Below are 16,575 nucleotides of genomic sequence, written 5' to 3'. Positions count from 1 at the left end.
GGACAACCGAGCCCCCACCGACACCACCGCAACCGCCCCCGGCGTCCGCCACACCTGACGCGAAAAAAGATCCGGCACCAACGCCGTCCCGGGCGCGGCGGCCGTGGTGTTCCAGGTGTGCGCGACCTGCTCACGTTCGGCACGGGTGAGCAGGTCGACGTCACGCACCCGCACCCGCGGGTCGGCGGCGACGCGCGCCAGGATCCGCAGCAGCCGGTCCACCAGCGCCCGGACCGCCGGCTCGGCGAACACGTCCGGCCGGTACTCCAGCCGCAGCTCCAGCTCGTCGCCCGGCGTGGTCACCAGCGTGAGCGGATAGTGCGCGGCGTCGTCGCCGCCGACCATGGTCAGGGGCAGGCCGCCCAGTTCCCGCCGCCCGGACGGGGCGCCGGGGTAGTTCTGGTACACCGTCAGCGTGTCGAAGGCGGCGCCCTCGCCCGCGGCGCGCTGGATGTCGGCGAGCCCCAGGTACTGGTGGTCGAACAGCCCGGTGTGCTGCCGCTGCAGCTCGGCCAGCAGTTCCGCGAACGGCCACGCCGGATCGAGCACGACCCGCACCGGCACCGTGTTGATGAACAGGCCCGGCGTCCGCTCGGCGCCGGGCAGCTCGGCGGGCCGGGTGGCGACCGTCGCGCCGAAGACCACGTCCGTGCGACCGGTCAGCATTCCCACGAGCACGCCCCACGCGCCCTGGACGATGGTGCTGAGCGTCAGCCCGTGCGCCGCGGCCAGCGCCCGCAGCGCGTCCGCGAGCCGCCGGTCGGCCCGCCCGGCCAGGTGCCGGACCGGCTCGGCAGCGGTGTGTCCCGGCGCGACCAGAGTCCCCTCGCCGACCCCGGCCAGTGCCGTTCGCCAAGCATCGGCGGCGGCTTCGTGGTCCTGCGCCGCGAGCCACGCGAGGTAGTCCCGATAGGACCGGGCGGGCGGCAGCGCGTGCGCCGCACCACCCGCGGCGTAGATCTCGGAAAGCTCTTCGAACAGGATGGGCAGCGACCAGCCGTCCAGCACCAGGTGGTGCATGGTCACCACCAGCCGGTGCCGATCGTCACCGAGCCGGATCAGCAGCAGTCTCAGCAGGGGCGGTGTGGCGAGGTCGAACCGTGCGCGCTGTTCTTCGGCGAGCCGCTGCGCCTCCACCGTCATGTCTACTGTGGACAGATGGGACAGGTCCGCCTCCCGCCACGGCGCGGCCACTCGCGTCGAGATCGGCTGGACCGCCTCACCGAGACCGGACAGCTGACGGAAGGAGGCACGGAGACCGGCGTGCCGGTCGAGCAGCGCCTGCCAGGACGCGCGCAGCACGGCGACGTCGAGCGCCCCCTCGATGTCCAGAATTCGTTGCCAGATATAGGCGTTTCCGGTTTGCCCGTCGTAGCCGGACAGGAAGAACAGCCCCTCCTGCAGCGGCGACAGCGGCCACACGTCGGACAGTCCACCGACAGCGGTGTCCAATTCGGACACCTCGGCCTGGTCCAGCGCGACCAGCGGGAAGTCCGACGGGGAGTGCCCGCCGCCCCCGCAGCGCGCGAGCCCGTCCAGCATCGCGGCCCAGTCCGCCAGCAGCGCGGACAGCGCGGCCTCGTCGAACAGGCCCGCCGGGCCGGTCAGCGTCACGGTCAGCTCCGGGCCGCCGGCCAGGTCGCGGACCAGTGCCGTGGCCTCCAGCGCATGCGAAAAAGCCACCCGGCCGTCGGTCGCGCCGCCGAGGACGGTCTCGTCGATCGGCTGCCAGTCACCGGACGCCGTCCCGGCAGCGAAGCGGCCGAGGTAGTTGAAACCCAGCTGCGCCCCCGGAAGCCCGGTGAAAGCGGGCGCGGACTCGGGGTCGAGGTAGCGCAGCATCCCGTACCCGAGCCCGTCGCCAGGGACGGCGGCGAGCTGCTCCTTGATCCGCAGCAGCATTCCGCCCGCCGCCGGGCCGCCCGCGCGGACGTCGGCATAGTCGGCCGTCCCCGGATCGAGCCGCACGGGGTGCGTGCTGGTGAACCAGCCGACCGTGCGGGTCAGGTCCATGTCCTCGGACAACGGCTCCCGGCCGTGCCCTTCGACGTCCACCAGCACGCCGCCGGACAGCCCGCCGTTCCGCTGCGCGAGCGCGGCGACCAGACCGGTCAGCAGCACCTGGTCGACGCCCGCGTAGTAGGCCGCGGGCAGTTCGGTCGTGAGCCGCCCGGCCGTCGCCGCGGGGATGCACAGGGAAGCCCGGCACATCCCTCCGTCCACAGTGTCTACCGCGGGGTCGAGCGCGCGCCCGGCGAGCGCTGTGCCGGGACCGTCGAGAACTCGGATCCACGCGGGAAGTTCGGCCCGGCGTCCGGCGGCCCGCTCAGTAAGCGTGACCGCCCAGTCCCGGAAGGAAGTGCCCACCGGATCGAGCACGGCAGGCCGCCGCCGCGCCACCGCGGCGTAGGCTCCTGCCAGGTCGGGCAGCAGCACGCGCCAGGACACCCCGTCGACGGCCAGGTGGTGTGCCACGATGAGCAGCCGTCCGGCCTCGTCCGGGCCGTGGTCGAACCAGACGGCCTGAAGCATCACCCCGGCCTGGGGGTCCAGCCGCCGTGCCGCACCGCGTTCTTCGGCGGCTACGTCGCCGGAGGTGGCCCGGCGGACGCACGCCCCGGCCGTCATCCCGGCACCGACCGGTGGCACGACCAGTTCGCGGAGTTCGAGCCGGGCACGCAGCAGGTCGTGGTGATCCAGGACCGCCTGGACCGCGTCCACCAGCGTGTCGAGCGCGAGGCCCGCCGGGACCCGCACCAGCTTCGACTGCGCGAACATCCCGGTCAGCGCGATCTCACCGGATCGCTCGGCCAGTTCGCGCATCACCGGGGTGAGGGGAACGGTTCCCGTGCCACTGCCCTGGTGCGCCGCCGCGGCCGCCCGGGCCACCCGTGCGAGCGCGGCCGGGGTGCGCTCCTCGAACACCTGCCGGGTGCTGATCGACAGTCCTTCCCGGCGGGCCCTGGCCACCACCAGCATGGACAGGATCGAGTCGCCGCCGAGGTCGAAGAAGGAATCGTCGGCGCCGACCGGGTCACGGCCGAGCACCTCGGCGAACGCCTTGCACAGCACCACTTCCCGCGGCGTCGCGGGAGCCCGGCTCGCCGCGGCCCGCCCGGGAGCGGGCAACGCGGCCCGGTCGAGTTTGCCGTTCGCCGTCACCGGCAAGGAATCCACCAACACCACCGCGGCGGGCACCAGGTAGTCGGGCAGCAGCCCCGCCAGATACGTGCGCAGCGCGCCGGTGTCGACGGGCCCGTCGGCCGGGACGACGTAGCCGACCAGACGTTTGATTCCCGGCTCGTCCTCCCGCACGACCACCGCGGCCTGACCGACCTGCTCGAGCCCAGCCAGCGCGGCTTCCACTTCACCGGGCTCGACGCGGAAGCCGCGGATCTTGACCTGATCATCAGCACGCCCGGCGAACGTCAGCAGCCCGTCGACGGTCCAGCCCGCCAGATCCCCGGTCCGGTACATCCGCCCGCCGGACGGACACGCCACGAACCACCCAGCCGTCAACCCCGCCTTGCCGTCGTAACCTCGCGCCACACCCGACCCCGCCACATACAGCTCACCGGTCACTCCCGGCGGTACCGGACGCAGGAACTCGTCCAGCACGTAGACCCTGGTGTTGTCCATCGGATGGCCGAGCGGCACCGAATCCGGCACCTCGTCGCCTGAGCGGAACGCCAACTGTGTGGTGAACGCGGTGGTTTCCGTCGGCCCGTACGTCGCCCTCACCACCACATCCGGATGCGCCGTCAACAAGGTTCGGATCGCCGACGCGGAAACCACGTCGCCACCCGCGCAAACCTCCTGCACCCCAGCGAAAAACTCCGGCGACTCCTCTACCAGCACCCGGAACAACCCCGCCGTCACATGCATTTTCGTCACCCGATGCTCGGCGATCACCCGGCCCCACCGCACCGCATCCACCTCACCCACCGGCGCCAGCACCAGACACCCACCCCGCACCAACGCAACCCACAACTCGTACGTCGAAGCGTCGAAAGCGTGATTGGCGTGCACCAGGATCCGGTCGGCCGTCCCGGTGTCCCAGCACCGGTCCAGCACAAAACCCACGATGTTGGCGTGGGTGACCGCCACGCCCTTCGGCGTCCCGGTCGACCCCGATGTGAACATCACGTACGCCGCGCAGTCCGCCGGTACTCGCGGGCCGACGGGTGTGCCCGGCCGCGAATCCAGATCGGCGGGCAGCTCGCGTACGACCAGGTCGACACAGGCGTCAGCCAGCATCGCCTTCGCCCGCTCCGCCGGGTGTGCCGGATCGAGCGGGACATAGGCGGCGCCCGCCTTGGCGACGCCGAGCAGCACCACCACCAGGTCGGCCGAACGCGGCAGCACGACGCCGACCCGGCTCTGCAGGCCGGTGCCTTGCTCGCGCAGCCACCACGCCATGCGGTTGGCCCGCGTGTCCAGTTCCGCGTACGTCAGCGTCACGCCGTCGCCGACCACGGCCGGCGCGTCGGGGGTGCGGGCGGCCTGCGCCTCGATCAGCTCGGCGAGCGAACACGCCGGTGACGGCCGTGCGGTGGCGTTCCAGTCGTCGACGACCATCCGCCGTTCGGCGTCGTCCAGCAGCGCGAAGTCCGCCACCCGCAGTCCAGGGTCCGCGGCCAGCTGGGCGGCGAACCGGGTGAACCGGCCCGCGAGCGCCCGCGCCGCCGCCTCGTCCAGCACATCCGGCCGGTAGTCGAACCGCAGCAGCAGCTCGTCGCCCGGGATGACGCCCAGCAGCAAGGGATAGTGCGCGGTGTCCTCGCCGTCCAGCTCGCCGACCCGCACCCCGTCGAACCTCAGCGGCCCGTCCGGATCGCGCGGATAGCTCTCGTAGGCCAGCACCGTGTCGAAGGTCGCGCCGGGCCCGGCCGCGCGCTGGATCTCGGCCAGCCCCAGGTACTGGTGCGCGATCAGCGCCGACTGACGCGCCTGCAAACCGCTCAGCAGAGCCAAGAACGGCTCGTCCGGGCGTAGCCGCACCCGCACCGGCACCGTGTTCATGAACAGGCCGAGCGCCCGCTCCGCCCCGGCGAGATCGGCGGGACGATTGGCGACGGTCACGCCGAACACCACGTCCGAGCGGCCGGTCTGCGTCCCCACCAGCACCGCCCAGAGTCCCTGGACGAGCGTGTTCACCGTCAGCCCGCGCGAACGGGTCAACTCGCGCAGCCCCTCGGTCACCGCCCGGTCGAGCGCCACGGTGATCTTGCGTGGCGGCCCCGGTTCCGGGCTCGCGCCGGGCGGGCCGATCAGTGTCGGCTCGGTCGTACCGGCCAGCTCGTCACGCCAGGCTTCGCGAGCGGTGGGCACGTCCTGCCGGTCCAGCCAGGCCAGGTAGTCGCCGAACGACGGCGGCGGCGCGAGACAGGCCGGGTCCCCGCCGTGGGCGTAGATCCGGGACAGCTCGTCGAAAAGCACGGGCAGCGACCAGCCGTCCAGGACGATGTGGTGCATCGTCAGCACCAGCCGGTACTCCTCGTCGCCGAGCCGGATCAGCAGCACCCGCAGCAGCGGCGGCCGGGTCGGGTCGAACCGCGCGAGCTCGGCCGCCATCAGCCGGTCTGCGTCCACAGTGGACTCTCGCGAAAGGTCCGCTTCGCGCCACGGCAACACGGCTTCCACTTCGACCACCTGCACCGGCCGCGACAGGCCCGCGGGCTGCCGGAACCCGGCGCGCAGGCTCGCGTGGCGATCGGTCAGCGCCTGCCACGACGTGCGGAGCAGCGCCACGTCGAGGTCGCCGGCCAGCTCGACGGAGATCTGTTCCACATACGGGTCGCGGCCGTTCCCCGCGTGCCCGGAGTGGAACAACATGCCTTCCTGCAACGGCGAAAGCGGCCATACGTCGGCCAGGCCCGGCACGGCGGCCTCGAGCTCGTCCACGTCGTCCTGGCCGAGGTCGAGCAACGGGAAGTCCGACGGCGTGTGCCCGCCACCCTCGTGCCCGGCCAGCCCGGTCAGCATCGCCGTCCACCCGGCGGCCAGTTGTCCGAGCGCGGCCTCGTCCCACAGTCCGGCCGGGCCGGTCAGCGACACCGTCAGCGCCGGCCCGTCCGTCTCCTCGCGCACCAGCGCCACGGCTTCCAGCGCGTGCGTGGCCGCCGCGCGCGGATCTGTCGTGGTGACGAACGCGGAATCGCCGAGCGGCCGCCAGTCGCCGCCCGCTCCGGCGAACCGGCCGAGGTAGTTGAACCCGACCTCGGCGACGGGCAGCCGCGCGAACGCCGGAGCGGTGTCCGGGTTCAGGTACCGGAGCATCGCGTACCCGAGCCCGTCGCCAGGCACGTCGCGCACCTGCTCCTTGATCCGCTTGACCAGCCGGCCCACCTCGGCGCCGCCGCGGCGCACCTCGGCGAGATCGATCGGCCCGGGGTCGAGCCGGACCGGGTGCGATCCGGCGAACCAGCCGACCGTCCGGCTGAGATCCATCTCCTCCCGCAGCGGCACCCGGCCGTGTCCTTCGACGTCGACCAGCAGGCCGCCGTCCGGCGCGCCCCGCTCGGCCAGCGCCGCGACCAGCCCGGCGAGCAGGATTTCGGTTACGCCGGCGTGGAAATCGCCGGATATCCGGGTCACCAGCCGGGTGGCGACCGGCGCCGGGACGGTCGCCGACGCCCGCCGCATGCCGCGGCCTTCGGTGTCCACCGCCGGGTCCAGCGCGCGCTCGGCGACGGTGGTCACCCGGCCGTCCAGGACCCGCGTCCACGACGGCAGCTCGGCCACTCGCTCCGCGTCCACCGCCTGCGCCGCCACCACCTCTGCCCAGTGCCGCCACGACGTCCCGCCGGACAGCTCGCCGCCGGCATACGCTTCGGCCAGATCGGGCAGCAGGATCTGCCAGGAAACGCCGTCCACCACCAGGTGGTGCGCCACGATCAGCAACCGCCGCCGGTCGGGCCACCAGACGAGCCGGAGCAGCACGCCGGCATCCGGCCGCAGTTCACCGACCGCACGGGCGAGTTCGCCCGGCACGTCGGCGGTGCCGATCCGCAGGCAGTCCGCGGCCCGCACCCCGTCGTCCGGCCCGGGGACGACCAGCTGCCCGTCGGTGTACCGCGCCCGCAGCACGTCGTGGTGCGCCAGCAGCGCCCGCACCGCGCCGAGCAGGCGCTCTTCGTCCACATCGGACGGAGTGGAGACCACTGTGGACTGTGCGAACTTCCCAGTGAGAGCGACCTCGCCCGCCTTCGCGACCAGCTCGCGCATCGCGGGGGTAAGTGGCACGACGCCGACGCCGCCGCCCTGCCCGGCATCCGGACCGGCGACCTGTTCGGCGACGGCCGCGAGCGCGGCGGGCGTCGGTCGTTCGAACACCTGCCGGGCGGTGAGGCCGACGCCCGCGCGGCGCGCCCTCGCGACCAGCAGCATCGACATGATCGAGTCGCCGCCGAGCGCGAAGAAGGAGTCGTCGACGCCGATCCCGTCGTGGCCGAGGATGTCGGAGAACAGCTCGCACAGCGTCGCTTCGAGCGCGGTGGCCGGCGCACGCCCAGGCTCGGGGTCCAGCTCCGGAGCGGGCAGCGCGGCGCGGTCGAGCTTCCCGTTGACCGTGACCGGCAGCGTGTCGAGCGGCAGAATCGCCGACGGGACAAGGTAATCCGGCAGAACCTGCGCGATATCCGTGCGCAGCGTGTCGGGGTCGACCTGTCCGTCGGCAGGCACGACGTAGCCGACCAGCCGCTTGCCGCCCGGCGCGTCCTCGCGCACCACCACCGCCGCCTGGCCGACACCCGGGTGCCCGGCCAGCACGGCTTCCACCTCCGCGGGTTCGACCCGGAACCCGCGGATCTTCACCTGCTCGTCGGCGCGGCCGGCGAACAGCAGTTGCCCGTCGCGGTTCCAGCGCGCCAGGTCACCGGTGCGGTACATTCGCCCGTTCCCGAACGGACAGGCCAAAAACCGCTCCGCGGTCGGCCGCGGCGAACCCGCGTAACCCCGCGCCACCCCGGACCCGGCGACGTACAGCTCCCCCGTCACCCCGGGCGGCACGGGCTGCAGGAACTCGTCCAGCACGAACGTCCGGCTGCCGTCCATCGGCTGCCCGAGCGGCACCGAGTCCGGTACCTCGTCGCCCGCACGGAACGCGAGCTGAGTGGTGAACGCGGTGGTTTCCGTCGGCCCGTACGTCGTCCGCACCACCAAATCCGGATACGCGGCCGACAATGCCCGGATCGCCGACGCCGAAACGACATCGCCACCCGTGGAAACCTCTCGTATTCCGGCGAAAATCTCCGGTGACTCCTCCGCGAGCACCCGGAACAACCCCGCGGTCGCGTGCACGTTCGTCACCTGGTGTTCGGTAATCACCGCCGCACGTTCGGTCCCCGGCGGCAACAACACCAGGCAACCACCGCGCACCAACGGAACCCACAATTCATACGTCGAGGCATCGAACGCGTGATTGGCCTGCACCAGCACCCGCTCGGCCATCCCGGAATCCCAGCACCGATCCAGGACGAAAGCCACGATGTTGGCGTGCGTGACCGCCACACCCTTCGGCGTCCCCGTCGAACCCGACGTGAACATCACATACGCCAAACTCTCCGGCGAGGCCGGAACGTCCGGTGCCCCAACGCTCTCCGCGGCCAGCACCTCGTCGACAGCAGTGTCCGTGAGCACCACCTGCACCCGCGCGTCGTCCAGCATCCGCGCGATCCGGCCGGCCGGGTGCCCAGGGTCGACCGGCACGTACGCCGCGCCCGCCTTCAGCACCCCCAGCAACACCGCGACCAGATCCGCCGACCGCACCAGCACCACGCCGACCCGGTCCTCCGGCCGCACTCCCCTGTGCAGCAACCAGTTCGCGACCCGGTTCGCCCGCTCGTCCAGCTCGGCGTAGGTCAGCACCACATTCCCGTCGACGACGGCGACCGCGGCCGGCGTCCGGGCCACCTGCGCCGCGAACAAGCCCGGCAGCGTCTCGGCCGGGGCAGCGGGCACCGCGCCCTGCCACCCGTCGAGCACGCACCGCCTTTCATCCTGGGTCAGCACTTCCAGTTCGCTGACGCGCCGCCGTGGATCGGCAGCGACCTGTTCCAGAACCAGAGTCAGGCGCGCGGCAAGGGAAGCCGCCGTGGACTCGTCGAACAGGTCGGCCGCATACCGCAGCTCCCCCGCTATCCCGGCGGGTTCCCCGCGGTCGTCGCGCCGCTCGGTGAAGGTGAAGGACAGGTCGAACCGAGCGGGCTCGAAGTCGATGTCGCCGGCCTGCACGGCCAGTCCGGGCAGCATCCACTCGGTCTCGGGCGTGTTGCGCAGGGTGAGCATGACCTGGAACAGCGGGTGCCGGGCCAAGGTGCGCTCCGGTGCCAGCTCGTCCACCAGCCGCTCGAACGGCAACTCCTGGTGCGCGTAGGCGGCCAGGCCGGTCCGGCGCACCCGCGCCAGCACATCGGTGAACGCCGGGTCACCGCCGACGTCGGTGCGCAGCACGAGCGTGTTCACGAAGAACCCGGCCAGGTTTTCCAGCGCGGGGTCGCCGCGACCGGCCACGGGCGTGCCGATCGGGATGTCGGTGCCCGCACCGGCCCGGGAAAGCAGCACCGCCAAAGCCGCCTGCAGCACCATGAACACGGTCGCCGAGCCGTCGCGCGCGACGCGCACGAGGCCGTCGTGCGTGGCGGCGTCGAGCCGCACCGGCACCGCCCCGCCGTCGAACGACGGCACGGCCGCCCGGCTGCGGTCCGCGGGCAGGGCCAGCTCCTCGGGCAGCCCGGCCAGCGCCTCGCGCCAGTAGCCGAGCTGCTCGCCGACCATGCTCGCCGGATCGTCGGGGTCGCCGAGCAGTTCTCGTTGCCAGAGCGCGTAATCGGCGTACTGGACCGGCAGCGGCGCCCAGCCGGGGGCGTGCCCGTCGCGGCGCGCCGTGTACGCCGTGCGCAGGTCCGCAGCCAGCACCCCCATCGACCAGCCGTCGACCGCGATGTGGTGTGCCACCAGCAAAAGCACGCACTCGTCGGCGGAGAGCACGAGCAGTTCGGTCCGCCACGGCAGGCCGGCGGTCAGGTCGAACCCGGTCCGGGCGGCGGCCTCGAGCACCCCGGGCAGCTCGGCCTCGGTGATCTCGCGGACCGTCAGCTCCGGGTGGCCGTCGGCGCCTCGCCGGATGTGCTGACGCGGGTGCCCGTCGCTGTCCGGGAACACCGTGCGCAGGATTTCGTGCCGGTCGGCGAGGTCGCCGAGCGCGGCCCGCAGCGCGTCCCGATCCAGGCGCCCGGTCAGCCGGATCGCGAGCGGCGCGTTGTAGGCGGCGCCCGCCCCGGCCGCCGCCAAACCGTTGAGGAACCACATGCGCAGCTGGCCGGACGACAGCGGCAGCACGTCCGGGCGCTTCCGCGCGGTCAGCGCGGCCCGGGCCGGCGTGCCGCGCAGCCGGTGCGCCGCCCGCGCGAGCCCGGCGGGCGAGGGTGCTTCGAAGAGGTCCCGGACGGTGATCTCCACGTCCAGCACCGCCCGCACCCGGACGACCAGCCGCATCGCCAGCAGCGAATCGCCGCCCAGGTCGAAGAACGAGCTGTCCGCGCGCACCCGCTCCAGACCGAGTACCTCACCGAACAGGCCGCACACCAGTTCCTCGGCCGGGGTCGCGGGCGCACGGCCGGACACACCGGAAACGGGCGCGGGCAGCGCATCCCGGTCGAGCTTGCCGTTCACCGTCACCGGCAGGTCGTCCAGCACGACGAACGCGGCGGGGACCAGGTAGCCGGGCAGCCGGGCGGCCACCGCCTCGCGCAGCGCGGCGACGTCGAGCGGCGCGCGTTCGGCCACGACGTAACACGCCAGGCGTTGGGTTCCCGGCTGTTCCTCGCGGGCGATCACCGCTGCCCGTGCGACGCCTTCGCACGCGGTCACCGCCGCTTCGATTTCGGCCGGTTCGATGCGGAACCCGCGGATCTTCACCTGGTCGTCGCCGCGTCCGGCGAACACCAGCTGCCCGCCGGACGTCCGGCGCGCCAGGTCACCGGTGCGGTACATGCGGTCCGCGCGGAACGGGCAGGCCACGAACCGCTCGGCGGTGAGCGCGGCCCGGCCGGCGTAGCCGCGGGCCAGCCCTGGACCGGACAGGTAGATCTCGCCGACGACCCCGGGCGCGACCGGCCGCAGGAACTCGTCGAGCAGATGGACCCGGGTGTCCCGGGCCGGTACACCGATCGGGACCGCCGTGCGGGACGGATCCGGCCGCAGCGGCGCGGACTGCGTCGCGCACACCGTGCTCTCCGTCGGCCCGTACGCGTTGACCAGGCTGAGCTTTTCGCCCCATCGTCCGGCCAGTGCCGGCGGGCACGCCTCGCCCGCCACCACGAGCGAGGTCAGGCAGGACGGCAACGCCGGGATACCGGCCAGCACCGACGGCGGCAGGGTCACGTGGGTGATCCGGTGCTCGGCGAGGACGTCCTCCACCGGCCGGAACGGCGGCATCTCCTCGGCCGGCGGCACGACCAGGGTGGCGCCGGACAGCACCGCCAGCACCAGCTCCGCGATCGAAGCGTCGAAACTGGCTGACGCGAACTGCAGCACGCGCGTTCCCGGGCCGCCGCCGAACCGGTCCACCTGCTCGGCGGCCATGCTCGCGAACCCCTTGTGCGACACCAGGACGCCCTTCGGCGTGCCGGTCGACCCCGAGGTGTAGATCAGGTACGCCGGATGCGCGGGCCGGAGCACGGGCGCGGACCAGGCGGCCGTACCCTGCCGCAGCGTCTCCGGCCGGACCTGGTCCGGACCATCGGGCAGCAGCCGTCCGGTGCGCGCCGAACACACCACGAGCGCGGGTCCGGCGTCGGCGAGCACGAACCCGATCCGGGCGGCTGGGTGGGCCGGATCGATCGGGAGGTACGTCGCGCCCGCCTTGAGCACGCCGAGCAGGACGACGATGAGTTCGGGTCCGCGCTCCAGCAGGACGCCGACGCGGTCCTCGGGGCCGATGCCCCGGGCGGCGAGTTGTCCCGCCACCTGATCCGTCCGCCGATCGAGCTCGGCGTAGGTGAGGACGGCGTCGCCACCGTCCAGCGCGATCGCGTCCGGGGTGCGCGCCACCTGGGCAGCGAACAACTCGGGAAAGGTAGCCACGGCAACGGGTTCGGTGTCTTCTTGCCCGCCGGCCTCGTCTTCGAGCAGCACGTCGTACCGGCTGACCGGCCGGTCCGGATCCTTCGCCACCTGCTCGAGCACGCGGCGAAGGCGGTCGGCCAGCCGCGTCGCGGTGGGACGCTCGAACAGGTCGACGGCGTACCGCACGCTGCCCTCGATGCCCGCGGGCGCCCGTCCGGGGCCGCGGTGCTCGGTCAGTGTCACCGACAGGTCGAACCGCGCCGGAGCGGCGATGTCGCCCAGTTCTGTCTCGTCCAGCTCGGTGACGGTGAGACCGGGCAGCTCCCAGCCCGCGGGCGGAGTGTTCTGCAGTACGAGCATTACCTGGAACAGCGGATGGCGGGACAGCGACCGCGGCGGGTTGAGCTCGTCCACCAGCCGTTCGAACGGCACGTCCTGGTGGGTATACGCGGCCAGATCGGTTTCCCGCACCCGGGCGACCAACTCGGCGAAACTCGGGTCACCGCTCACGTCGGTCCGCAGCACCAGCGTGTTCACGAAAAACCCGACGAGGTCGTCGAGGGCGTCGTCCGTGCGCCCCGCGACGGCGGTGCCGATCGGGACGTCGGTGCCCGCGCCGAGCCGGGTCAGCAACACCGCGAGCGCGGCCTGCACCACCATGAAAAGGGTCGCGTTGCCGTGCTCCGCGACATCGAGCAGCCCGGCGTGCACCCGCGGTTCGATCGCGAACGGCACGGCCGCGCCGCGAAAGGAGGAGACCGCCGGACGGTTGCGGTCGGCAGGCAGATCCAGCTGGTCGGGCAGCCCGGCGAGAACGTCGCGCCAATGCGCCAGCTGCCTGCTCAGCACGCTGTCCGGGTCGTCCGGCTCGCCCAGCATCTCGCGCTGCCAGATCGCGTAGTCGGCGTACTGCACGGGCGGCGGCGCCCACCGCGGGGCACGGCCGTCCCGGCGCGCGGCGTACGCCGTGGCCAGGTCCCGGGCCAGTACCCCCTTGGACCAGCCGTCCATCGCGATGTGGTGGGCCAGCACGACCAGCAGATGTGCCGACGCGGACTCGCGCCGCAGCTCGAGCCGCCACGGCAGCTCGGCGGCGAGGTCGAACCCGGTGGTCAGATCGAGCGCGCCCGCCGGGCTCGTCCGCAGCTCCGGCTCCCCGGCGGGGCCGTCCAGCACGAGCTGGCGCGGCAGACCTGCGTCGTCTTTCGGGAAGACCGTGCGCAGGATCTGGTGCCGACCGGCGACGTCGCGGAACGCGGCGGCCAGCGCGGACACGTCCGGCTCGCCGGTGAGCCGCAGCACGATCGGGATCTGGTACGCCGCGCCCAGGCCCGCCTCGGCCAGTTGGTTGAGCACCCACATGCGTTGCTGGCCGAACGACAACGGCAGCAGCGGCGGGCGGGGCACCGCGGTCATCCTGTCGCGCAGGACGCCGCCGCGAGCACGGACGACCGCGCGAGCCAGCCCGGCGACCGTCGGCTCGGCGAAGAACTCGCCGAGGGTGATCTCGGCGTCCAGTGCCGAGCGGATCCGCGCGATCAGGCGCACCGCGAGCAGGGAATCCCCGCCCAGTGCGAAAAACCGCTCCTCGGCGCCGACTCCGGCCAGCCCGAGCACCTCGGCGAACTGCTCGCCGACCGCTTCTTCGAGCGGGCCGGACGGGGCACGTCCCTCCCCGCCGAACTCCGGGGCGGGGAGCGCGGCCCGGTCGAGCTTTCCGTTGGCGGTGACGGGAAGCGCGTCGAGCACGACGACCGCGGCCGGGACCAGGTGCTCGGGCAGCGTCCGCGCGACGAAGTCCAGCAGTGCCAAGGAGTCCACGGCCCGGCCCGCCGCGGGCACCACGTAACCGACCAGGCGTCGCGCTCCCGGCTGGTCCTCCCTGGCGAGCACCACGGCCCGGACGACGCTCTCGTGCGCGGACAGTGCCGCCTCGACCTCACCCGGCTCGATCCGGAACCCGCGGATCTTCACCTGATCGTCGCTGCGGCCCGCGTAACACAACTGGCCCTCCGCGGACCAGTACGCCCGGTCCCCGGTTCGGTACATCCGGCATCCACTGGCGAACGGCGAAGCGACGAACCTTCCCGCGGTCAGCGCCGCACTCCCGGCGTAGCCCAGAGCGAGCTGCACGCCGGTCAGGTACAGCTCCCCGGTGATCCCGGGCCCGACCGGCCGGAGGGACTCGTCCAGCACGAACACCCCGGTGTTCCACACCGGGCGCCCGATCGGCACCACCGCGGGGTCGCCGTCTGCCGGGCAGTCCCAGTAGGTCACATCGACGGCGGCCTCGGTGGGCCCGTACAGGTTCGCCAGCGGCACGCCCACCCGCTCGCGGAACTCGGCAACCAGGCCGGGCGGGAGCGCCTCACCGCTGCACACCACTTGCCGCAGGCCCAGCCGCTCGCCGGGCTCGACCTCCCGGACGAACGCGGCCAGCATGGCCGGCACGAAATGGGCGACCGTGACGCCGAACCGCTTGCTCGCCGCCACCAGGTACGCCGGATCGCGGTGCCCGCCGGGGCGGGCCAGCACCAGTGCGGCGCCGGCGAGCAGGGGCCAGAACAGCTCCCACACCGACACGTCGAAGCCGGTCGGCGTCTTGTGCAGCACCCGGTCGGCGCCGGTGAGCCGGTAAATGTGCCGCATCCACAGCAGGCGGTTGACGATCGACCGGTGGCTGACCACGACCCCTTTGGGACGGCCGGTCGACCCGGACGTGTAGATGACGTAGGCCGGGAGGCCGGGCACGACGACGAGGTCGAGCGGGGCGGCGGAGACGGCGGCGAGTTCCGTGCGCTGCCACAGTTCCGGAGTGACCACAACGGCGGGCGCGGCGTCCTCGAGGACGTAGGCGATGCGGGCGGCGGGATAGTCCGGATCGACCGGCACGTACGCGGCGCCCGACTTGCACACTCCCCAGAGCACCGCCACCAGGTCGAGCGACCTCGGCAGCAGGATCGCGACCCGGCTGCCCGGGCCCGCGCCCCGGTCGCGCAGCCAGCGCGCCACCTGGTTCGACCGCGCGTCCAGCTCGGCGTAGGTCAGGCTCCCCGTCTCGTCCACGACAGCGACGTCGTCGGGAGTCCGGCCGACCTGGGCGGCGAACAGCGACGGCAGGCTCGCGTCGGCGACCGGCCACGAGGTGTCGTTCCACGTCTCGACCACCTGGCGCCGGTCCGCCCCGGCCAGGGTGTCCAGCCGTCCGACGGCACGCCGGGGCGTGGCGACCACGGCCTCGAGCAAGTTCAGGAACGCTCGGTGGTGCGCGGACAGGTCACAGTCCGGGCCACTGACGCCGTCGACGTCCACCTGGATCCGCCCGCTGTCCGGCCTGCCCCTGACGGTGATCATCAGGTCCTCGACGGGGGGCACCGACAGGTCGTGGCGGCTCGCCGTGACACCGGCGAAGTCCAGGTCGCGGTCGAAGGTGACCACGTTCACCAACGGCCCGAACTGCCGCCTGCCCGGCGGCCAGTCGAGCTGTCTTCGCAGTTCCTCACCGCGGAAACGCTGGTGCCGCGCGGCTTCACCCAGTTCGTCGCGGACGCGTCGGGCGAGCGTGACGATGTCTTCGCGCGGATCGACCCGGATCCGCACGGGGACGATGTTCGCCATCGTCGCCGGGGTCCGGCCGGCGAGCGCACTCACCCGGCCGGTCAGCACCACGCTGAACACGACCTCCCGGCGGCCGGTCAACCGGCTGAAGTACGCCGCGGCCGTCGCGACGACGACGTTCGGCCACGTCAGTCCGGGGGCGGCGGCACCCAGCCCACGCGCGCTCGGTCCGGCGAGCCCGCCGGTGGCGCGGCCGCCCGCCGCGCCGGACGAGGTCAGGTTCACCGGCTCCGGCCGGTCCGCGAACCGCCCCACCCAGTAGTCCCGGTCGGTCTCGTAATCGGCGGAGGCACGGTAGCCGCGCTGCTCGGCGAGCAGTTGCCCGACGGTGCCGGACCGGGCGGGCTGGTACGGGCTGTCGCGCACCAAGGCCGTGTAGATCTCGGCCACGCGCCTGCCGAAGATCGACCAGCCGTAGGCGTCCATGACGACGTGGTTGTAGCGCTGGTACCACAGATATCCGGCGTCGGCGACCCGCCAGAGCGCATGGGCGAACAGCGGCCGGTTCACCGGATCCGCGGGGACGGACAAGTCCTGGCGCATCCGCTCCGCGGCGACGGCAGCCGGGTCCGCCTCGGCACGCAGATCGGTGACCTCCAGCGACCACTCGGCGGGCGCGACGATCTGGTACGGACCGTCCGGGCGCTCGACGAGGCGGACGTTGAGCGACGGGGTCTCCTCGACGGCGCGCCGCAACGCGGTTTCGAACAGCGGCACGTCGAGCGCCCCGCCGATCTCCATGTACTCGCCGCAGTTGTAGACCGCGCTCGGCCCGCCGATCCGCTGGGCGAGCCAGATGTCGTACTGTGCCGCCGACAGGGGCAGCCCGCGATCCTGCTCGGCCACTCCAGCCTCCTCCTCGACGTCCGTGGGTGCCGCGCCGCGTGG

The 16,575-nt window shown here is 73.0% G+C and carries 1 protein-coding gene; it reads right to left on the bottom strand.

Translation table 11 applies throughout. The features are described 5' to 3' along the window. The coding region (locus tag VJT49_RS00900; protein WP_324162123.1) for a non-ribosomal peptide synthetase at nucleotides 1-16,533 on the bottom strand (16,533 nt) is incomplete at its 3' end. Nucleotides 16,534-16,575: the final 42 nt, after the last annotated feature.

This window comes from Amycolatopsis sp., assembly GCF_035276945.1.
In the GTDB taxonomy this organism is placed as follows: Bacteria; Actinomycetota; Actinomycetes; order Mycobacteriales; family Pseudonocardiaceae; genus Amycolatopsis_E.
This window is presented reverse-complemented; position numbering and strand designations above follow the sequence as displayed.